Raw genomic sequence first — 20,293 nt, 5'->3', positions numbered from 1 at the left:
GCGGCGGTCGCATCCTGGTCCTAATAACAATCTGGAGCCTGAATGAACATCAAACAAAAGCTGACCGGTGCCTTCGCGGTTATCGCGTGCCTCCCCATCGTGGTGGTGGCCAGCATCGTTATTCTCAATTTGCGTAGTGAAGCGACCGACACCTTCACCGACAGCAGTGGCCGGGAAATCCGCCAGGTCGAGAACGCCATGCAGCTGTTTTTCGAAGGCATCAGCCAGAACGTTGATAACCTGGCCAGCCACCCGCTGCTGCTCAATGCCGGCAACGATGTGAAGAGCTACGTCAGCGCCGATGCTCAGAGCGTGGCTGCCTCGGACACCGACCGGCAACTGACCGACCTGTTCAGCCGCCTGATCAAGAGCCACCCGGCCTATGCCTATGTGCAGTTTGGCCTGAGCAATGGCAGCTATGCGATCGGTCCGGGCGAGCCCGACCTGAAAAGCTATGACCCGCGTACTCGCCCCTGGTACAGCCTGGCGATGGCCAGCCCGAACAAGACGCTGCGCACCGAAGCGCATTACTGGGCAGCCGACGACGCGGTACTGGTCAGCACCGTCCGGGCGATCCCCACCGCCTTGGGCAATCCGGGCGGAGTGATCAACATTGATGTGTCACTCAAACAACTGACCACCATCGTCAAGCAGATCAAGCTGGGCAACAGCGGCTACCTGATGCTGGTGGAAAACAACGGCAATGTGCTGGTCGACCCGAGCAAGCCGGAACACAACTTCAAAAAGCTCGCGGAGCTGGGCGACGGCTACAGCGAACTGGCCAAGGCCAGCCAGGGCCTGCGCGAAGTGCAGCTCAATGGCGAGCGCTACATGGCCAACGTTTACCCGTCGACGCAACTGGGCTGGAGCTTTATCGGCCTGATCAAGCAGGACGAAGTCATGGCCTCGGCCAATAACCTGACCTGGCTGATCGGGGTGATTGCCGCCGTATTGGCCGTGGTCTTTGCGCTGATCGGCACCAGCTTCGCCAGCCTGATCGTACGCCCCATCAATGGTGTATCCAGCGGGCTGGAAAGCATTGCCCAGGGCGAAGGTGACCTGACCGTGACCCTGGCGGTACGTGGCAATGACGAAACCGCCAGACTGGCCGGCTGGTTCAACCAGTTCCTGGGCGCGATTCGCAGCCTGATCCAGCACATCGCCGGCGCCGCCAGCAGTATTCTGGCGGCCTCACGCAGCGCCACCCAAGTGTCAGGTGACATGGCCGACGCCGCCAATCGTCAGCGTGAGGCAGTGGATATGGTCTCTACCGCCTTCCACGAAATGGTCGCCACCGCCAACGAAGTCGCCCGCTCCTGCAGCCAGGCCGCCGAATCGGCCGACACCAGCCAGCAACAGGCCCGCGACGGCCAGCGGCAGATCGACGACGCGGTGCACAGTGTCGACCGGCTCAGCGAAGAAATCTCTCGCTCGGCCAAGGACATGAGCCAGCTGGAAAAAGACAGCAACGACATTCAGTCGATTCTCGACACCATCCGCTCGATTGCCGAGCAAACCAACCTGCTGGCGCTCAACGCCGCCATCGAAGCCGCGCGCGCCGGTGAGCAAGGCCGTGGGTTTGCCGTGGTGGCCGACGAAGTCCGGGCGCTGGCCAAACGCACAGCCGACTCCACCGCCGAGATCGACACCTTGCTCGGCAACCTGGCCAGCCGTACCGCCTCGGTCGCGCAACAAATGCATTCGAGCCTGCAGGTGTCGCAGCAGTCGGTGAGCAAGATCGGCCAGGCGCGCAGCAGCTTCAGCCTGATCCGCGAGTCGGTGGATGTAATCCGGGACATGAACACCCAGATCGCCACCGCTGCCGAAGAGCAGCATCAGGTCGCCGAAGACATCAACCGGCATATCAGCCAGATCCATGGCGATGCGCAGTTGGTGGTCGAGCTTGCGCAGTCGGCAAGGTCCGACTCGCAGAGCCTGGCGTCGTTGTCTGACGAACTCGACGCACTGGTACGGCGCTTTCGCACCTGATTGGCGCCGCGCCGCGCACATCAACAGTGCGCGGCGCTGACCGTCGGCCTATCAGGAACGCATTCCTGATTGCGCATCGTTAACACCCGCAGTTTTCTTCCCCCCTAATTGGCGTGAAATAACCTGAATACGGGTGTCGCTCAATTACCCCCACGTGAAATAATGGCAATGCGCTAGCTAGCATGCTTGCGCACCATTAAAGTGCAGTACGCACACCCTGCCCTTACCCTGGACGACATGTGTAGCAATGACACTGGTAGCTGAAAACACGGATGTGATGTATCGCCTGCTGGTGCAGAGCGTTGTGGGTTATGCCATCTATATGCTGACCCCGGAGGGAGTAGTCGCCAACTGGAACAGCGGCGCCGAACGGGCCAAGCAGTACAAGGCCGAGGAAATCGTCGGTCAGCATTTTTCGTTGTTTTATAGCGAAGACGAACGTGCCCGTGACGTCCCCATGCACGGCCTGAACATTGCTCGTCAGACCGGCCGGTTCGAGGCTGAAGGCTGGCGCCTGCGCAAAGACGGCAGTACCTTCTGGGCGCACGTGATCATCGACGCGATTCGTGCCGATGACGGTACGCTGATCGGTTTCGCCAAAGTCACCCGTGACGGGACGGCGCAACGGCAGGCCTTGATGGCCCAGCGCGAACAGGAACGGCGCTTTCGTCTGCTGGTGCAGGGGGTTCCTGACTACGCGATCTACATGCTTGACCCGGACGGCCATGTCGTGAACTGGAACTCCGGAGCGCAGCGCACCAAGGGTTATCTGGCCGAAGAAATCGTCGGTCAGCACTTCTCGCTGTTCTACACCGCCGAGGACCGCGCCAAAGGTCTGCCGGATCGGGGCCTGGCCACCGCACTGCGTGACGGCCGGTTCGAGGCCGAGGGCGTGCGCCAGCGCAAGGATGGCAGCACCTTCTGGACTCACGTGCTGATCGTCCCCATGCATGACGAAGACGGTCTGTTGATCGGCTTCTCCAAGATTACCCGGGATATCACCGAGCGCCGCGAGGCCGAGCTTCAGGTGCTGGCCGCCAAAGAACTGGCCGAGCGCTACAGCGAAAAAATGGCAGCCCTGTCACGCTTTCTCGACTCGGTGATCGGCAGCATTCCGGCCGGGGTTATCGTGCAGGACGCCAGTACCCGCGAGGTGTTGCTGGCCAACGAGCAGGCGCAGCGAATTTTTGGCAGCGCACAGTCAATGGTCGGCCGTCGCGTGCATGAGTGCCTGCCTGCCAACCTGGCCGACTATATTCGCGAACAGACTAATCAATGCCTGAACGGCGCCGGCATGCGGCTGGCCGAAGATCGTTTGCGGACCGCCATCGGCCCGCGGGTGCTACGCACCAAGAGCCTGCGCCGCATTGATGTCGATGCGCACTCGGACTATGTGCTGCTGATTACCGAAGACGTCACTGACGAGATCGCCGCCCGCGAGCAGATCCATCATATGGCGCACCACGACTCATTGACCGGTCTGGCCAACCGCACCTTGCTGCACGAAGAGCTACAAGCGGCGCTGCACAATTGCGCCATGAATCAACGCATGGTCGCCACCCTGTGCCTTGATCTGGACAAGTTCAAGAACGTCAACGACGCTTTCGGCCATGCCTTTGGCGACAAGCTGTTACGCGCGGTGGCCGAACGGCTGCACGGGGTACTGCGCGACGAAGACACCCTGGCGCGGCTGGGCGGCGATGAATTTGCCATTGTCCTGCCGCGCATCGATCGCCCTGAAGACGCTTTGCGTACTGCGCAGCGCATCATCGATTGCATCGCCCCGGCGTTTCTCATGGACGGCCATAACTTCCTGATCGGCGTGAGTATCGGTATCGCTTTTACTCGCAACCCGCATGAGCACGCCGAACTGCTACTCGGTCATGCCGACATGGCGCTGTACGAAGCCAAGCGCAATGGTCGCAACCGCTATGAGGTGTTCCACGAGGACATGGCCGAGGCTGCCCAGCGCCGTCGGCTGATGGAAATCGATCTGCGCAAGGCGCTGCACCTTGGCCAGTTGCACCTGTATTACCAGCCCATCATTGGCATGGACACAAGCTGCATCACCGGCTACGAAGCCCTGATGCGCTGGCAACACCCGTCAAAGGGGCTGGTGATGCCGCTGGAGTTCATTCCGGTTGCCGAGGAGACCGGCCTGATTCACGAGGTCGGCGCCCGGGCCTTGAACCTGGCCTGCCAAGAGGCGTGCACCTGGGGCACTGAGCAGAGTGTGGCGGTGAACCTGTCGCCGGCGCAGTTCAAGAACCGCGAGCTGGTCAGTATCGTCAAGCTGGCGCTGGATGACTCGGGCCTGGCGCCACATCGTCTGGAGCTGGAGATCACCGAGTCGGTGTTGCTGGAAAATAACGAAGAGAACCTTGAGACCTTGCGTGCACTCAAGGCCTTGGGGGTCGGTATTGCGCTGGATGACTTTGGTACCGGCTATTCGTCGCTGGGCTACTTGCGTTCGTTCCCGTTCGACCGGATCAAGATTGACAAGTCATTCGTGCATGAGATGGAAGAAAGCCGTGAGGCGATGTCGATCATTCGGGCGATTACCGGAATCAGTAGCAGCTTGTTGATCAAGACTACGGCTGAAGGGGTCGAAACCGAAGAGCAGTATGCGCGGCTGCGGGCCGAGGGCTGCTCGCACCTGCAGGGGTATCTGTTTGGCAGACCGTCGCCGACGCATGAGCGCAAGAAGAAGATGTGATGTGGCGGTGGAAGTGGCTTTAGCCGCAATACTGTTCAGATAAGCACTGCGGACCCGGTGGGAAGAGCCGGCCGGCGCCCCGGTCTGCTCGCGAAGGACCAGTAAAGTCACAACATCTGCTGCGAATGTGCCGTCCTCTTCGCTGGCAAGCCAGCTCCCACCGGGGGCATACAGTGCTTAAGTGAACAGCATTGGCTAGCGACTTCCATGTCGGTTTCCCCACCAAATCGACACCTACGCTCGGCCAGCGCCAATCGTCGCGATTGGCGTCGTCTGTACCATCTCGGTTCGAAGTTCAAGAGCAAGAGCACAAGGTCAATTCGCAACTGAAGCGAAGCGCTGAGCGCCTACAGCAGTTTCCATGTATAGCTAAGAATCAGCCGGTTTTCGTCGATATCACTGCGGTAGTTGGAACGTGCCGCAACGTTACGCACGCGAATGCCCAGGCCTTGCAAGGTGCCGCTCTGCACCACATAGCCGATGTCCAGATCGCGCTCGCGGTCTTTGCCTTCATAACCGGCCCCGGTGGTGACGTTGTCGCCGCTGATGTAGCGCACGGTGGTGGTCAGGCCGGGTACGCCCAGGGCGCTGAAGTCATAGTCATAACGCACTTGCCAGGAGCGCTCGTCGGTGTAGGCGAACTCGTAGGTCGGCACTTCGTTGCCCAGCGGGGTGACGTTGGCAAATACCCTGGGGAACGGGCTGTCGCCGTACATGGCCTGGTAGCCAACATAAAAGGTGTGCCCGCCGCGCTTGGCCGACAGCAGCGAGAAGAACGCCTGGTTGTCGATAGTGCCCAGCAACTTGTCGCCATCTTCTTTGGCGCTGTAGTAACCCAGGTTGGCGCCCAGCACCCAGTTGCCCACTGGCTGGCTGTGTTTGAGGCCGACGAAGCCTTGCGCATAGATGTCTTCAAGCTGGCCGTACCACAGGCTCAATGAGCTGCGTTTGTCGTTGAAGCTGTAGTCGCCGCCCAGGTAGTTGAAGGCATCGGCAGCCGCCTGGCGTTGCGGCACATGGCCAAGCATGGCGTTGAGTTTGTCGTCGCCGGCTTCGTTGCGCAGGTGGGTGCTGTTGAGGTGGCCGGCCTGCAGGGTCAGGCCGCTGATTTCACTGGAGCTGAGCGCCACACCCTGGTAGCTCGGCGGCAACAGGCGAATGTCACTGAAGCTCAGCACCGGCAGGTTGGGTTGCAGTTCGCCAACTTTGAGTTCGGTCTTCGATAGCCGCGCCTTGAAGGTCGCCGCGACCCGGCTGTACTCATCGGCTGCCCGGCCATCGCCGTGGGTAGGCAGCAAGCCGGTGTTGACCCGATCCGGGCTGCTGTCGAGTTTGATACCCAGCAGCCCGGTAACGTCCAGGCCGAACCCGACCACACCTGGGGTGTAGCCGGACTTCACATTGAGGATGAAGCCCTGCGCCCACTCCTCCTGCTTTGACTGCCGGTTGGCGCCGACGATGTCAGAGAAATCACGGCTGAAGTAGTAATTGCGCGCTTGTAAGGTGGCACTGGCGCCGTCGATAAAGCCCTCTTTCTCCGCCGCGCCGGCGGTTAACGCGGTCAGCGGCAGGCTCAGGCTGACCAGGCTGATGAGGTGACGCTTGGCGATCTGCTGTTGGCTCATGGTTGTTCTCTTGTTGTTATGAATAAGTGAAGCCTCAGCGCGCCGAAACCGGCACAGCCTGCGCTGAGGGGCAACGCTTTCAGGTTTTTTCGCCAGGCAAGGCCGCCACCGACGACGGCCGTCGTGCCTGCATCGCGACGTGCACGATCACCCCCGCCAGCAAGCCCCAAAAGGCCGCCGACAAGCCGAGCAATGACACCCCCGAGGCGGTCACCAGAAAGGTGAACAGCCCGGCGTCGCGCTCAGCGGGTTGCGCACTGCTGCGGCTCAGTGCCTCGCTGATTGCACCGAACAGCGCAAGCCCGGCCAGTGCAGCGATCAGTTCTTTGGGAAAGGCAGCAAACAGCGACACCAGGGTGGTCCCGGCAATGCCCAGAATCAGGTACAGCAGGCTGCCAGACAGCGCCGCGATGTAACGCCGCCTGGGGCTTTCATGGGCTTCGCGGCCGGTACACAGGCTGGCGGTGACCGCCGCCAGGTTTAGGCCATGGCAACCGAACGGCGCCAACAAGGCGCTGCCTAGGGCGCTGGCGCTGATCAGCGGGCTGGCCGGGGTCTGGTAACCGGCGTTGCGCAGTACCGCCATACCCGGCATGAATTGCCCGGTCAGCGCCACCAGTACCAGCGGCAAGGCCAGATTCAGGGTCGCTTCAACGCTGAACTCAGGCGTGATCAGGGTCGGTGTGGCCAGCCCCAGCACCAGCGCATCGCCCTTGAAATCACCGTTCAGCCAGGTCATCAGCGCACCCACCAGCAGCACCGCCATCACCGCGTAACGTGGCAACAGGCGCCGCATCGACACATAGGTGGCGAACATTGCCAGCACCAGCCAGGGCTTGGCCGGCAGTGACTCGAACAGCGCCGTGCCGAAGCTGAACAGAATCCCGGCTTGCAGCCCCGCAGCGATCGAACCCGGCAAGCGGGCAATGATTCGGTCGAAGGCGCCACTCAGACCAACCACCCCGATGATCAGGCTGGCGACCAAATAAGCGCCCACCGCCTGGTTGAGCCCCAACTGCGGCAATTGCGACACCAGCAACGCACTGCCCGGAATGGACCAGGCAATCACCACCGGCACCTTGTAGCGCAGACTGAGCAAGCCGCCCAACAACGCGCTACCGATGGAAATGGCCCAGATCCACGACGACAGTTGGGCATTGGACAACTGCGCCGAGTCAGCCGCCTGGAAGATAATCACCAGCGGCCCGGCATAGGAAATCACCGTGGCAATGCAGCCGGCCAGCACCGCAGACAGGGACGCATCCTTGAACAGGTCGTTCATGGGACCTCGCAAGACGTAGCATTTTTATAAGCGAGCGGAGCCTCTGCGCGAGCGCCAGGCCGCTCGCTCGCGCAGATGGATTTCAGGCTTGCCTGGCCAGCAGCGGCGCACTGGCGCTCGCCTGGCGTTGCGCGCTGATGGCGAACACGGTCATGGCAATCGCCGCGATGGCACCGGGGATGGCGAAGGCCATGAAGTTCAGTTGCAGCGGCAGGTTGATGCCCATCAGCGCGCCGCCGAGCAGCGGGCCGACGATGGCGCCGTTGCGGCCGATGCCCGAGGCCCAGCCAAGACCTGTGGAGCGCATCGACAGGCCGTACAGCTGCGCCGCGCCGGCATACAGCAGAATCTGGGTACCGATGGTGGTGGCCCCGGCGATGAAGATCAGCAGGTACAGCACTGGCATCGGGCTGTTGAAGCCCAGCAGGCTGATCGACACGGCACCCAGAATGAAGAAGCCTACAGTGACTTTGGTCAGGTTCAGACGGTCACCCAGCCAGCCGCCGAAGATCGCCCCGAACATCCCGCCGAAGTTCAGCGCCAGCAAGAACGACAAGCTCGAGCCCAGGCTATAGCCGGCATTGGCCATCAGTTTCGGCAGCCAGGAGCTGAGCGCATACACCATCAGCAGGCAGCAGAAGAACGCCACCCACAACGCCAGCGTGCGCACCGCACGGCCCTCGCGAAACAGCTCCAGAACCGCCACGCCTTTGCCTTTGGCATCGCTTACAACCAGTACGTCATCGGTCGTGAGGTTGTGGCTGGCATCGAGCCGATTGAGCAGTTTGCGCGCTTCATCACTGCGGCCCTGGCGCACCAGAAAACCGATTGACTCGGGCAGGTAGTAGAGGATCGCTGGCAGCAGCAACAGCGGCAGTGCGGCGACCAAGAACATCGACTCCCAACCGAAGCGCGGCAGCATGAAGATGCCCACCCCGGCCGCGAGCATGCCACCGAGTGAATAACCGCTGAACATCACCGCCACCAGGGTGCTGCGCATACGCTTGGGGGCGTATTCGTTCATCAGTGCCACGGCGTTGGGCATCAGGCCGCCACAGCCTAACCCTGCGATAAAGCGGCAGATACCAAACTCGGTGGGGCTGCTGGCGAAGCCGTTGACGATGGTTGCGCCGCTGAACAGCGCAAAGCAGATGGCAATGCCCTTTTTGCGCCCGATCCGGTCAGCCAGGCTGCCGAACGCCAAGGCACCGAACATCATCCCAAACAGCGCGTAGCTGCCCAGTGCACCGGCCTGCAGCGGGGTCAGCCCCCACTCTTTCATGATCGCAGGCAATACCACGCCATAAATGAACAGGTCATAGCCGTCGAAGATCAACAGCAAGGCACACCAGCTCATCACCATCCAGTGGAAGCGGCCGAACCGCGCGTTGTCGATAATTGCGTGTACGTCGATGTTTCGCATGGCATCAATCTCTTGTTTTTGTTGTGGAGAGCATTGCTGCGTATAAGCTTTTTCAGACAGTGCCACGCACTGCATTGGTCGGCACTCCGGTTGCCAACCAATGCAGCGCACAGCGCTGCCCTACCCCAGATCCCCGCCGCCTACCGGCAACGTCACGCCGGTGATGTACGAAGCCTCGTCCGAGGCCAGGAACAGAATGGCGCCAACCTGCTCATCAAGGCTGCCGTAGCGTTTCATCAGGCTGCTGCCCAGGGTCTGGTCGACGATCTGCTGATACCAGACCTTCTCCTGCTCACTCTGCGGCGCAGCGTTGCGCGCAATGCGCCGCGGTGGCGCTTCGGTGCCGCCCGGTGCAGTGGCATTGACGCGGATCCCGCGCCCGGCGGTTTCGAACGCCAGGCAGGCGGTCAGCGCGTTGACCCCGCCCTTGGCCGCGCCGTAGGGCACGCGGTTAACGCCACGGGTGGCGATCGACGACACGTTGACGATCGCGCCGCTGCCCTGCTCCAGCATGTACGGCAGTGCGGCATGACAGCACCACAGGGTCGGGAACAGCGAGCGACGCACCTCCGCTTCAATTTCCTGTGCCTGATAGTGCTCGAAGGGCTTGGCCCAGATGGTCCCGCCCACGTTATTGATCAGCACGTCCAGCCGACCAAAGCGCTCAACGGCCGCCGCCATGACCCGCTGCGCGTCTTCGCAGCGCTCAAGGTCAGCGGTCAGCGCCAGGCATTGGTCGTCCAGGCTGTCGGCCAGCTCGAACACCAGCTCGCTACGGTCCACCGCCACCAGCCATGCGCCTTCGCTCAGCAACCGCTCGGCGAGCCGTCGGCCAATGCCTTGCGCGGCACCGGTGACCAGCACCACTTTGTCTGCAAATCGCTTGCTCATCACAGCCTCCCTGGTTCAGGCCGCACTGGCGGCGAATTTTTCGAAATAGAAGTTCGCCGGCGTGATGCCCTGCTCGCGGATGAACTGGCTGACCGCCTCGACCATCGGCGGGGGGCCGCACAGGTAGACATCAACGTCGCCGTCGTTGAGATGCTTGGGCTCGATGTGATGGGTGACAAAGCCCTTGTGCGGGTAACTGCTGTCCGGGCTGGACACACAGGCGCTGTAGCTGAAGTCGGGAATCCGCGTGGCGAAATCGGCCAGCACGTCCATCTCCACCAGGTCGCTGTCATGGGTCACCCCATAGATCAGATGCAGTGGGTGCTCGCTGCCCTGCTCCACTATTTTCTCCAGCATCGCGGTGAACGGTGCCAGCCCCGTACCACCAGCCAGCAGCAACAGCGGCCGCTTGATGTCACGCAGGTAGAAACTGCCCAACGGACCGGCCAGGGTCATGCTGTCGCCGGCCTTGGCCATACCGGTCAGGAAGCTACTCATCAACCCGCCCGGCACGTTGCGGATCAGAAAGCTGACCTCGCCGTTTTTCTGCAATGAGCTGAACGAGTAGGCGCGGCTTTGCTCGCTGCCCGGCACCTTGAGGTTGACGTACTGACCAGGCAGAAACGCCAGCTGGCTCAGCGACTCACCTTTGATTTTAAGGGCGATGGTGCTGTCGGAGAGCTTCTCGACCTGGCTGATCGCCGCCTCAAAACTGGCCTGGCGGGTCTTGCACACATCCGAGGACGCCGGGATACGGATCACGCAGTCACTTTCAGCGCGCATCTGGCAGGTCAGTACATAGCCTTGTGCGGCTTCGTCTTCAGTCAATGCGTCTTCGATATAGTCCTCGCCCAGCTCGTAGCGGCCGGCTTCGGCGAAACACTTGCAGGTGCCGCAAGCGCCGTCACGGCAATCGAGCGGGATATTGATACCTTGCCGATAGGCCGCATCAGCAACCGTCTCGGTGGCAGCGGCGTCGATGAAACGGGTCACGCCGTCTTCGAAATTCAGGGCAATCTTGTGCATGACGCACCTCGCAGCAGCAGTCGGCCAGTCATTCAGCCACGCCGATTCAGATGTGATAAACGTCGATCAGCTGACGTACGTAGTCGTTCTTGAGCACCACTTTCTTGGCCCTGATCAAGGGCTGCCCACCGCGGATATCGAGGGTGTAGAAGCTGGTGCCGAAATAGCTGTCGACGGTCTTGTAGCGAAAGCTCAGGGTGTGCCAGTTGAAACGCACCTTGCACTGCCCGTCGTCCTGCTCCAGCACTTCGATGTTGCTGATGTTGTGCGAGGTGCGGGTGTCGGGAATGGTTGCGCTGGAGCGTTCGGTCTTGATCCGGAACACCCGGTCTTCCAGGCCGCCACGGTTGCCGTACCAGATCAGCGAGATTTCCTTTTGCGGGTCTTGGGTCAGCTCGTCGTTATCGTCCCAGGCCGGCATCCAGAAGGTCGCGTCGCTGCTGTACAGTTCCAGCCAGTTGTCCCAGTCGGCGTCATCCAGGTAGCGCGCCTCGCGGTACAGAAAATCCCGCACGGTTTCATACAGGGCGCTCATCACACAGCCTCCACAGGGATCAGTTGCGGTTCGTCAGCTACGGCCTTGAGCATGGTTTGCTGCCAATACTTGTGTTGCAGCACGAACAGACCCTCGTCTTCAGTGCGCACCCCGGACAGCAACGGTTTGAGTTCGATCTCCTGGGCGGCGGCATCAGCGCCCTCGATCCAGTGCGCGGCACCGCGCGACATGTCGTTCCAGCCCCGTGATCCCTGGTAGCCCATCTGGCACGAGCGGAATTCTTCCAGGTCGTCCGGGGTGGCCATGCCGCTGACGTTGAAAAAGTCTTCGTACTGACGAATGCGCTTGGCACGGGCCTCGCTGCTCTCACCCTTGGGGGCGATGCAGTAGATGGTGATCTCGGTCTTGTCCACCGCAATCGGCCGGGCGATGCGGATCTGCGAGCTGAACTGGTCCATCAGGTACACATTGGGGTACAGGCACAGGTTGCGCGAGTTCTGGATCATCCAGTCGGCACGGGCCTGGCCGAAGTCCTTGGCCAGTTCGTCGCGGCGCTCGAACAGCGGCCGGTCTTCCGGGTTGGCCCAACGGGTCCAGAGCAGCAGGTGGCCCTTGTCGAAGGAGTAGAACCCGCCACCGGTCTTGCCCCAACTGCCGGCGCTCATGGTCTTGATCTCTTCACCGGCTTCACGCAGCTTGCGCTGGTTCTGGGTGGCGGCGTAGTTCCAGTGCACGGCGCTGACATGGTAGCCATCGGCGCCGTTTTCGGCGGTCAGCTTCCAGTTGCCTTCGTAGATATAACTGCTGGAACCACGCAGCACTTCCAGGCCCTCAGGCGACTGATCGACGATCATGTCGATGATCTTCGCCGACTCGCCCAGGTGCTCGACCAACGGCAGCACATCGGCATTCAGGCTGCCGAACAGAAAGCCCCGGTAAGACTCGAACCGCGCCACGCGGGTCAGGTCATGGGAGCCTTCGCAGTTGAAGCTTGCCGGATAACCGGCGTCCTTGGGGTCCTTGACCTTGAGCAGTTTGCCGTTGGTATTGAACGTCCAGCCATGGAACGGGCAGGTATAGGAGGATTTGTTGCCGCGCTTGTGCCGGCACAGCATCGCGCCGCGATGGCTGCAGGCATTGAGAAAGGCGTTGAGTTCGCCGTCCTTGTTGCGGGCAATGAAGATCGGCTGGCGACCGATGCTGGTGGTCAGAAAATCATTGACCTCAGGGATCTGGCTCTCGTGGGCCAGGTAAATCCAGTTGCCTTCGAAGATGTGCTTCATCTCCAGATCGAACAGGCGCGGGTCGGTGAACATCTCACGCTTGCAGCGGAAGATGCCCTGCTCCTTGTCTTCCTGGAGCAGTGAGTTCAGGTAGTCGAATCCCAGGGACATGGCCAGGGCCTCCATTGTTATTGTTCAGGCCGGGTCAGGTTAGGGTCAGGGCGGGATGGGCAATATCCGGTTCTTGCAGATCGCTATCCGTTTTCTGCAAAGCGGGGGTTGGCCGGGGGCATTTGTGGGAGCGGCTTTAGCCGCGAAGATCTTTCGGTTTATGCAAAGGTCATTGCCGCAGTTGCCTGTGCCTCGGGTTCAGCCCCGACGGGCGGGTCACTTTGGTTTTGAGTGCGACTCCCGGACCAAAGTAACCAAAGGCATTGCTCCTGGCTTGGCCCCGCCCTTTGCGGGCGGGGTTCGCTCACTCCGGTGCCGATTTGGCGGTCGGCCAGCGCCAAAGTCGCGTTCGGCGGCGTCTGTGATATCTCGGCTCGAAAAGCAGAAGCAGCGGGAGCAGCGGCGCAGAGAATCTGCCGCCCGGTAGTGCCTACCGAGCCAGCAGGCGTTACAGCTGTCGGCGCTTAAGGGTATCGGAGGGCAGTTCGCCGAAGCGCTGGCGGTAGCTTTCCGAGAAGCGCCCCAGGTGCAAAAAGCCATGGTCCATGGCAATTTCGGTGAGGCTGCGCACGGTGCAATTGGGGTCTTTGAGGCAGGCATGGATGCGTTCAAGCCTGCGCTGGCGCACGTAGAGTTTGGGCGTGACGCCCAGATGCCGCTCGAACAGCCCGTACAGGCTGCGCAGGCTGACCCCGGCCTGGATGGCCAGGGCATCGAGGTCGATATCGTGTTTGAGGTTGCGCTCGATGTAATCGAGCAGCCGTTCGAACACTGCCGGCTGCCCGGCGAGGTTCTCGCGGCTGACGTTGGTCTTCATCAGGGTCAGCATCTTGCTGGCGACAATCTGCGCGTAGTGCTCCTCGACCTTGAGCATCCGCTCGTCAGCCTCAGCCTCCTGACAGACCATGGCCAGCAGATTGACGAAGCCATCGAGGCCCGGCAACTGATAGCGATTTTCGGTAAACCGCACCCCGTCACGCGGGTGCTGCCAACGCTGCTGTTCGCACACCGACTCGATCAGGCTCACTGGCATTTTGAGGATGAACTTCTCGCAATCATCCGAATAGGTCAGGTCCACCGGGTCATCAGGGTTGATCAGCAGCAGCTCACCGGGGGCGAAGTAATGCTCCTGACGATGCCCACGCCACAGGCAGTGGCCACTCAACAGGATCTGCAAATGGAAGATGGTTTCCAGCGACTGGGAGATGACCCTGACACTGCCGCCATAGCTGATACGGCACAGGTCAAGGTTGGCGAACTGGCGATGGTTGAGGCTGGCCAATGGACGGCCTGCTGCCGGCATACGAATATTATGGGTACCGACATGCTGGTTCACATAGCCCGATACGAGATGCGGGTCGGCACGGTCGAACACCCGACTGCGCTCACTGAGCAGACGACTATCCATAAGGCAAGGCACTCTTGTAATTATTCTTGTCGGGCTGCCGTGGCGTGGTCGCACCAGGCAGAGGCTAATCGGCGGTGCTCTGACGGCCCACTCATCGGTCACTGGCCTTCAGAGTAAGGTCGCCGCGCGACAAGCGTCAATCAGCCTTCAGTGCTATCCGGGCGATAATCGAACGGGACCGTCAGGCCGTACTTGACAGGAGCGTCTGGAACGCGGCTTGTAGCTGATCCGTCGCGAACGGATATTCACATTTGGATACGAGTGAGTATGCTGCAACCATGAGCACGAGCCCGCTTCGCCATCCCTGCCCGCCCGGCGCCTGTGATTGTCGGCGTGAACAATTGCACGCACCCGGCACCGACCAGCGCATCCTGCTGCTGACCCGCGAGCAGGAAAAGCGCTTGCTCGAACGCCTGGAAAACGTCGAAAGCCTGGCGCAACTGGAACATCTGCAAAAGCGGATCTTCGAACAACTGGGGGTTCGGGTGCACATCGCCCCCGGTTTTAATGAAGTGCGCAGCATGCGCGGTATCGGCATTCACCTGGACGACCTGCCCGGCTTATGCCGCAAGACTCGCCAGGCGATCCCGGCGGCGATCCGCCGGGGCCTGGAAAAGCGCCCGCACATCGCCTGGGACCTGCTTAACGCCAACGACCTGCTACGCGATACCTGAATGGCTGGCGCAGCAGGTTCAGCCCCGCGACAACATACGCTTGAGAATCAACCCGACCCCGACAGCGACCAGCGCAGCCTTGCCCGGATTGGCGCGGGCGAACGCCTTGGCCTGTTCCAGCTTCGACGGGCCGGCGCTGACCGGCTTGGGTCGTTTGGGCGAAAGCAGAGCGTCAGCGCGGTCGAGCAGTTGACCTAGCAGATGGCGCGACTGCGGTCCGCGATTAGCGCCAATGGCGTGACCGCGTTTGATCAAGGCATCGGCCTGATCAAGAAAGCTGTCGAGTTCCGAACGGGTCTTGTCGTGCAGGTCGCGAGCGAGCTTGTCGGAAATATCACGGGCCATGAACTGTACCTTTTTAGGTGGGGGATACAGCGTTGACTGCGTGGCGAGCGGCTTCGTTCCCGGCATCATGAGCGCTATCTGCCACTTGCATGACTGCCGTGCCCTCACTAGCATTGGGAACCTTTCTCAAATGCTAGCCATTCACGCCATGAGTGATGTCCCACCAGCGACTTCCGCGGCCCAACTGAGCATGATCGAAGCCTTGTACAGCAGCCATCACAGCTGGCTGTACAGCATGCTGCGCAACAAGCTGGGCAATGCCATGGATGCGGCAGATCTGGCTCAGGATACCTTCACCCGGATCCTGGCCTCACGCGTGACCCGCATCGAACAGCCGCGTGCTTACCTGCACTGTGTGGCCAAGGGCATTCTGGTCAACTGGTATCAGCGCAAGGCGCTGGAGCGCGCCTACCTTGAGGCGCTTGCGCAGCTGCCTGAGCCTGAGGTGCCATCGCCCGAGGTGCGGCTGATGGTGCTGGAGACGCTGCATGACATCGACGCCATGCTCGATGCGCTGCCGCCGCTGGTGAAGCGCACCTTCCTGCTCTCGCAGATCGCCGGCCTCAAGTATCAGGACATCGCCACCGAATTGGACATCTCGCTGATCAGCGTCAAACGCTACATGAAGCAGGCCTTCGTCCAGTGCCTGTTGCTGGTCGAATGATGTCTGCAACCGGTGAGCATCAGGCCCTGGAAGAAGCCGCTGAATGGCTGATGCGCTTGAACGAGGGCGGGCTGAATGAGCATGAGCGGGTCGAGTGGCTGGCCTGGCAGGCCAGTAGCCCGGCGCGTGCGCACGCCTGGCAGCGCGCGCAACTGTTGCAAAGCAAGCTTGGCGGTTTGCCGCCGACACTGGCCATGGCGGCGCTGGATCGCCCGGCCAGCCGCGAGCGTCGGGCGCTGGTCGGCAAGCTGGCCGTGCTGCTGGCGGTGCTGCCGACCGGTTGGGCGGGCTGGAAGGTTTTCGACACCGGGCATTGGTCGGCGGACTACCGCAGCGCTGTGGGTGAGCGCCGCGAGCTGACCCTGGCTGATGGCTCACAGCTCACTCTCAATACCGACACGGCCATTGATGTGCGCTTTGATGACCAGCAGCGCCTGATCCGCATGCTGGCCGGTGAACTGCTGGTGCAGACCGCCAGCGACCGGCGACCGTTGCGGGTCAGCACGGCGCAAGGCCGGATGCAGGCGCTCGGGACGCGGTTCATCGTGCGGGTGCTCAAGGCCAGTACCCGCTTGCAGGTGCTCGAAGGCGCGGTGCAGGTCCAGCTCAATGATGCGCAGGCAGGCGCTGCGAGGCGGGTCAATGCCGGGCAGAGTGTGCAATTCACCAGCCGCGAATATACCGTGCCTCTGGCACTCGACCCGGCAGCCGGCGCCTGGACCCGCGGCATGTTGCTGGCCGATAACCAGCGCCTTGACGACTTTATCGCTGAGCTGGGCCGCTATCGCCCCGGCGTGCTGCGCTGTGACCCGGCGATTGCCGGGCTGCGGGTGGCCGGCGCCTTCCCGCTGCAAGACACCCGGCGCGCCTTGCAGATGCTGGCGCAAACCTACTCACTGACGGTCAGCGAGCATCTGGGCGGCTACTGGACAACGTTGTCAGCGACGTAGGCCGGATTATTTCCCGGCAGGCCTGATACTTTTTTCGTTCCTGGCTGGCAAGGACATAAACCCTGCCATCTTCGCCAACAAGGTTCCTGCATGTCCGCCACTCCTTTCCCGCCTCGTGCACTCTTCCTGGCTGTTCGCAATACCCTTATCGGATGCTCATTGAGCGCGGTCATCGGCGCATTGCCGGTCGTTGCCGCCAGCCCCGACGGCACCAGCCATGCGTACCGGATTGCTCCGGGGCCGCTGGGTGCGACCCTGTCCAGCTTTGCCGTTGAGGCCGGAGTGGCCTTGTCGTTTCAGCCGGCGCTTACCGAAGGCTTGAACAGTCCGGGGCTAACCGGTGACTTCACCGCCCGGCAAGCCCTGACCCGGCTGCTGGCCGGTAGCGGGCTGGTGCTGGTCGAGCGCGGCGATGGCAGTTACACCCTGGCTCCACAACCGCCCAGCAGCGGCCTGACCCTTGACAGCACCACAATCAGCGCCAGCTCAAGTCACCCTGGCAGCCTGCCCGAAGCCTACGCCGGCGGTCAGGTTGCCAGGGGCGGACGTGTGGGCCTGCTGGGTAACCGCGAAATCATGGATACCCCGTTCAGCGTCAGCCAGTACACCGCAAAGATGATCAGCGACCAGCAGGCGGTGACGGTTGCCGATGCCCTTGAACGCGACTCATCGGTGCGCTCTACCGGGCAGACCGGCGGGATCGTCGACTCGTTCTTCATTCGCGGTTTTCCGGTAGGCGAAGGCAACCTCGGCGAACTGGCCTTCGATGGCGTGTATGGCGTGGCCCCCAACTATCGGGTGTTTACCGAGTACGCCGAACGCATTGAAGTGCTCAAAGGCCCTGCCGCCCTGCTCTACGGCATGTCACCCAACAGCGGCGTCGGCGGGGTGATCAATATCGTGCCCAAGCGCGCTCTGGATGAAGACCTGAACCGCTTTACGGCCAGCTATGCCAGTGACTCGCAACTCGGCGGGCGCATGGACCTCAGCCGCCGCTTTGGCGAGTCGCGCCAGTTCGGCGTGCGGTTCAATGGCAGTACCCAGCAAGGTGATACGCGCATCGACAAACAACAACGCGAGGTGAATATTGGTGCGCTGTCGCTCGATTATCAGGGCGAACGGCTGCGCACCTCACTGGACCTGATCAGCCAGGCCGAACACTTCGACGCGGCATCGCGGCCGTTCCTGATTGCCACAGGCCAGCCGATACCCTCAGCCAGCAACGGCCGCAAAAACGTCTCGCAAGCCTGGGGCTGGTCAGAAACCCGTGACAAAACCGCCCTGCTCAGTGGCGAGTACGATCTGAGCGACTCGCTGACCCTGTTCGCCCACGCCGGTGGCGGTCGTTCGCAAGTCAATCGCCTGTCGGATCAGACGCCCACCCTGCTTAACCGCGCAGGCGACACCAGTTCGGTGCCCGGTTACTACCGCTTCGAAGTTGAGCGCTATACCGTCGATGCCGGTGCACGCTGGAGTTTCGACACTGGAGCGGTGAGCCATAGCGCCACATTACAAGCCACGCGCTACCGGGACGAGCTGTCGCGCGGCATCATTTCCGGCGCTGCATTACGCTCAAACCTGTATCACCCGCAAGACAGTGCCAAGCCTTCGATCGCCCGCCCCGACCCGGCAAAAGTCTCGCAAACCGAGCTGTCGGGTCTGGCCTTGGCCGATACCCTGTCAATGGTCGACGAGCGGCTGCAGGTCACCGCCGGTCTGCGCCAGCAGAGCATCAAATCGGATAACTTCAATGCCGCTGGCGCGGTGACCTCGCGTTATGACGAAAGCAAAACCACGCCGTTGTTTGGCGTGGTCATCAAACCCTGGGAACACGTCTCGCTGTACTACAACTACATCGAAGGCCTGAGCAAAGGCGATGTGGCACCGGCGACGGCAAGCAACGCCGGCGAAATCTTCGCACCCTATATCAGCCGTCAGCACGAAGTCGGCATCAAGGCCGATTATGGGACATTCTCATCGACCCTCAGCCTGTTTCAGATCAAAAAACCCAGCGGCGAGTTGAGCAATGGTGTGTACGCGGTGCAAGGCGAGCAACGCAATCGGGGGGTGGAGCTCAATCTGTTCGGCGAAGTCACGCGCGGTACGCGCCTGCTTGGCGGCCTGACCTTGCTGGACGCCGAACTGACCGAGACCGCCACAGCGGCCAATCGCGGCAACACTCCGGTAGGCGTGCCGAAGGTCCAGGCCAACCTGTGGGCCGAATGGGACACCCCCGCCATCGAGGGCCTGACCCTGACCAGCGGTGCGATCTATACCAGCAAACAATACGTCGACCAGGCCAACAACCAGGCGCTCGATCCGTGGACCCGTATCGATCTGGGCGCGCGCTATACGACCCGAATCGCTCAACGCCCGACCACGTTCAGGGCCAGCGTACAAAACGTGTTCGATAAACAGTATTGGTCGGGCGTCGCCTCCTACGGGGCGTTCTCCCTGGGTTCACCCCGCACGCTGCAGCTGTCGGCCACGGTCGACTTTTAAAGCAAGCCCGATCCAGCCCGGCGCCAGCGCCGGGCGGGTTGTTCTGGGCAGATTCACAGCAGATGCGGTGACTTGACCGGCCTCTTCGTCGCAATGCCGCCCAGACCAAGGTCGCTCCCACCGGGGGCATACAGTACTTAGTGAATGTATGTTGGCATTAAGGCTTGATGCCAAAACACCATCAAAAATGATAATATTTCTCACTGGCGGAGCGGACTGGGACTTGCGGGCAAGCGAATGCTGGACAAGTATGAAATTCATTACTTGACATCCTCCCCGCCCTAAAGGGCGGGGATTCCCACAACTGGACGCTCATGCCCGAGCGCGAGAATGTTTTTTGCGGCGTTGACGTCGCGGTCGTGGGTGGCACCGCACCCACAACAAGTCCATTCCCTTATTCCAAGCCCTGCGATACCTCTGGGCCTCGAGTCCGGCAATTGCTTGCAGCTCGAACAGGTTTGGGTGGTGTTTCTCTCGCTGACAACCTTGAAAACCGTGCCTGCGTGATCGCATTTGTATTCCAGCATGGTTTTCAATTGGCCCCAGCCGGCGTCCAGCACCGACTTGGCCATCCTGGTTTTCGCGAGTTTCAGTGAGCTCACATCGCCCACCACAATGACGCCACAACGCGCGACCAGCGCGTTGCTGAACTTATGCAGGCAATCCTTGCGGCGGTTCGCAATTTTGGCGTGAATCGCCCGCACACGGGCTTTCTTGCCGGCGCGCTGGGCCGTGCCCAGGGCGCTCTCCAGATCCCGGTAGAACCTGCCGCTTTCAAGGCGATCACCGTCGCTGCAGGTGGCCGTGGTTTTCAGTCCGAGGTCGATACCCACCGCGTCCTGGCCTGGCGATAACTGGCGGTCGACCTCGACCACGACGTTGAAATACCAGCGTCCACGGCTGTCCTC

At 61.5% G+C, this 20,293-nt stretch carries 16 protein-coding genes and 1 pseudogene; 7 read left to right on the top strand and 10 right to left on the bottom strand.

What is annotated here, in order from left to right:
* Nucleotides 1-42: 42 nt before the first annotated feature.
* The 3 genes and pseudogenes from NRB16_RS29775 to NRB16_RS19370 form a co-directional block, all read left to right on the top strand.
* Nucleotides 43-1,131, top strand: a pseudogene (locus NRB16_RS29775) (cache domain-containing protein); the annotation flags it as partial.
* 90 nt (nt 1,132-1,221) lie between these two features.
* Nucleotides 1,222-1,989, top strand: a complete 768-nt coding sequence (locus NRB16_RS29770; protein WP_373568485.1) for a methyl-accepting chemotaxis protein — start codon at nt 1,222-1,224, stop codon at nt 1,987-1,989.
* Between the two features lie 247 nt (nt 1,990-2,236).
* Nucleotides 2,237-4,705: an EAL domain-containing protein gene (locus NRB16_RS19370; RefSeq protein ID WP_045491876.1), complete on the top strand. Its 2,469-nt coding sequence runs from the start codon at nt 2,237-2,239 to the stop codon at nt 4,703-4,705.
* Nucleotides 4,706-5,052: 347 nt separating this feature from the next.
* Here the strand turns inward: NRB16_RS19370 and NRB16_RS19365 are convergent, their stop codons facing one another.
* From NRB16_RS19365 to NRB16_RS19330, 8 genes are all read right to left on the bottom strand, one after another.
* The gene (locus tag NRB16_RS19365) at nt 5,053-6,330 is read right to left on the bottom strand and encodes an OprD family porin (protein ID WP_045491879.1); all 1,278 of its coding nucleotides are present in this window, start codon (nt 6,328-6,330) and stop codon (nt 5,053-5,055) included.
* Between the two features lie 79 nt (nt 6,331-6,409).
* On the bottom strand, nt 6,410-7,612 hold the full coding sequence (locus tag NRB16_RS19360) for a benzoate/H(+) symporter BenE family transporter (RefSeq protein WP_253143022.1): 1,203 nt from the start codon (nt 7,610-7,612) through the stop codon (nt 6,410-6,412).
* 82 nt (nt 7,613-7,694) lie between these two features.
* On the bottom strand, nt 7,695-9,035 hold the full coding sequence (locus NRB16_RS19355; protein WP_257106701.1) for an MFS transporter: 1,341 nt from the start codon (nt 9,033-9,035) through the stop codon (nt 7,695-7,697).
* 120 nt (nt 9,036-9,155) lie between these two features.
* On the bottom strand, nt 9,156-9,926 hold the full coding sequence (locus tag NRB16_RS19350) for a 1,6-dihydroxycyclohexa-2,4-diene-1-carboxylate dehydrogenase (protein ID WP_045491884.1): 771 nt from the start codon (nt 9,924-9,926) through the stop codon (nt 9,156-9,158).
* Nucleotides 9,927-9,941: 15 nt separating this feature from the next.
* A complete protein-coding gene (gene benC / locus NRB16_RS19345) occupies nt 9,942-10,952 on the bottom strand; it encodes a benzoate 1,2-dioxygenase electron transfer component BenC (protein ID WP_045491886.1) in 1,011 nt (336 codons plus the stop codon).
* Nucleotides 10,953-10,998: 46 nt separating this feature from the next.
* Complete coding sequence (gene benB / locus NRB16_RS19340) at nt 10,999-11,487, bottom strand: benzoate 1,2-dioxygenase small subunit (RefSeq protein WP_045491888.1); 489 nt, start codon at nt 11,485-11,487, stop codon at nt 10,999-11,001.
* A complete protein-coding gene (gene benA, locus NRB16_RS19335) occupies nt 11,487-12,842 on the bottom strand; it encodes a benzoate 1,2-dioxygenase large subunit (RefSeq protein WP_257106700.1) in 1,356 nt (451 codons plus the stop codon). The genes benB and benA overlap by 1 nt, the downstream gene beginning before the upstream one ends.
* 448 nt (nt 12,843-13,290) lie before the next feature.
* Entirely contained in the window at nt 13,291-14,250 is a 960-nt protein-coding gene (locus NRB16_RS19330; protein ID WP_045491891.1) for an AraC family transcriptional regulator, read from the bottom strand.
* 278 nt (nt 14,251-14,528) lie between these two features.
* Between NRB16_RS19330 and NRB16_RS19325 the strand changes: the two genes are divergently transcribed.
* Nucleotides 14,529-14,924 carry a hypothetical protein gene (locus NRB16_RS19325; protein WP_253143025.1) on the top strand — a complete coding sequence of 132 codons (396 nt, stop codon included), beginning with the start codon at nt 14,529-14,531 and terminating at the stop codon, nt 14,922-14,924.
* An 18-nt stretch (nt 14,925-14,942) separates the two neighbouring features.
* Here NRB16_RS19325 and NRB16_RS19320 read toward each other — a convergent pair whose 3' ends face one another.
* Nucleotides 14,943-15,269, bottom strand: coding sequence for a hypothetical protein (locus NRB16_RS19320; RefSeq protein ID WP_253143026.1), 327 nt, complete (start codon nt 15,267-15,269; stop codon nt 14,943-14,945).
* A 148-nt stretch (nt 15,270-15,417) separates the two neighbouring features.
* On the opposite strand from NRB16_RS19320, the gene NRB16_RS19315 reads away from it, so the two are divergent.
* From NRB16_RS19315 to NRB16_RS19305, 3 genes are all read left to right on the top strand, one after another.
* Nucleotides 15,418-15,933: a sigma-70 family RNA polymerase sigma factor gene (locus NRB16_RS19315; protein ID WP_257106756.1), complete on the top strand. Its 516-nt coding sequence runs from the start codon at nt 15,418-15,420 to the stop codon at nt 15,931-15,933.
* Nucleotides 15,930-16,883: a FecR domain-containing protein gene (locus tag NRB16_RS19310; RefSeq protein ID WP_257106699.1), complete on the top strand. Its 954-nt coding sequence runs from the start codon at nt 15,930-15,932 to the stop codon at nt 16,881-16,883. The genes NRB16_RS19315 and NRB16_RS19310 overlap by 4 nt, the downstream gene beginning before the upstream one ends.
* 90 nt (nt 16,884-16,973) lie before the next feature.
* Entirely contained in the window at nt 16,974-19,385 is a 2,412-nt protein-coding gene (locus NRB16_RS19305) for a TonB-dependent receptor (protein WP_257106698.1), read from the top strand.
* 281 nt (nt 19,386-19,666) lie between these two features.
* Here NRB16_RS19305 and NRB16_RS19300 read toward each other — a convergent pair.
* On the bottom strand, nt 19,667-20,293 hold a 627-nt coding region (locus NRB16_RS19300), incomplete at its 5' end, for a transposase (RefSeq protein ID WP_257106697.1).

Origin of the sequence: Pseudomonas sp. LJDD11 (assembly GCF_024584215.1) — a bacterium.
Lineage (GTDB): Bacteria > Pseudomonadota > Gammaproteobacteria > Pseudomonadales > Pseudomonadaceae > Aquipseudomonas.
The sequence above is the reverse complement of the archived record's forward strand: the minus strand, read 5'-3'. Positions and strand labels throughout refer to the sequence as shown.

Bases quoted from the DNA above. Each gene is read 5' to 3' on its own strand.
- NRB16_RS29770 (WP_373568485.1), top strand. From the start codon at position 1,222: ATGGCCGACGCCGCCAATCGTCAGCGTGAGGCAGTGGATATGGTCTCT.
- NRB16_RS19370 (WP_045491876.1), top strand. From the start codon at position 2,237: ATGACACTGGTAGCTGAAAACACGGATGTGATGTATCGCCTGCTGGTG.
- NRB16_RS19365 (WP_045491879.1), bottom strand. From the start codon at position 6,330: ATGAGCCAACAGCAGATCGCCAAGCGTCACCTCATCAGCCTGGTCAGC.
- NRB16_RS19360 (WP_253143022.1), bottom strand. From the start codon at position 7,612: ATGAACGACCTGTTCAAGGATGCGTCCCTGTCTGCGGTGCTGGCCGGC.
- NRB16_RS19355 (WP_257106701.1), bottom strand. From the start codon at position 9,035: ATGCGAAACATCGACGTACACGCAATTATCGACAACGCGCGGTTCGGC.
- NRB16_RS19350 (WP_045491884.1), bottom strand. From the start codon at position 9,926: ATGAGCAAGCGATTTGCAGACAAAGTGGTGCTGGTCACCGGTGCCGCG.
- benC (WP_045491886.1), bottom strand. From the start codon at position 10,952: ATGCACAAGATTGCCCTGAATTTCGAAGACGGCGTGACCCGTTTCATC.
- benB (WP_045491888.1), bottom strand. From the start codon at position 11,487: ATGAGCGCCCTGTATGAAACCGTGCGGGATTTTCTGTACCGCGAGGCG.
- benA (WP_257106700.1), bottom strand. From the start codon at position 12,842: ATGTCCCTGGGATTCGACTACCTGAACTCACTGCTCCAGGAAGACAAG.
- NRB16_RS19330 (WP_045491891.1), bottom strand. From the start codon at position 14,250: ATGGATAGTCGTCTGCTCAGTGAGCGCAGTCGGGTGTTCGACCGTGCC.
- NRB16_RS19325 (WP_253143025.1), top strand. From the start codon at position 14,529: ATGAGCACGAGCCCGCTTCGCCATCCCTGCCCGCCCGGCGCCTGTGAT.
- NRB16_RS19320 (WP_253143026.1), bottom strand. From the start codon at position 15,269: ATGGCCCGTGATATTTCCGACAAGCTCGCTCGCGACCTGCACGACAAG.
- NRB16_RS19315 (WP_257106756.1), top strand. From the start codon at position 15,418: ATGAGTGATGTCCCACCAGCGACTTCCGCGGCCCAACTGAGCATGATC.
- NRB16_RS19310 (WP_257106699.1), top strand. From the start codon at position 15,930: ATGATGTCTGCAACCGGTGAGCATCAGGCCCTGGAAGAAGCCGCTGAA.
- NRB16_RS19305 (WP_257106698.1), top strand. From the start codon at position 16,974: ATGTCCGCCACTCCTTTCCCGCCTCGTGCACTCTTCCTGGCTGTTCGC.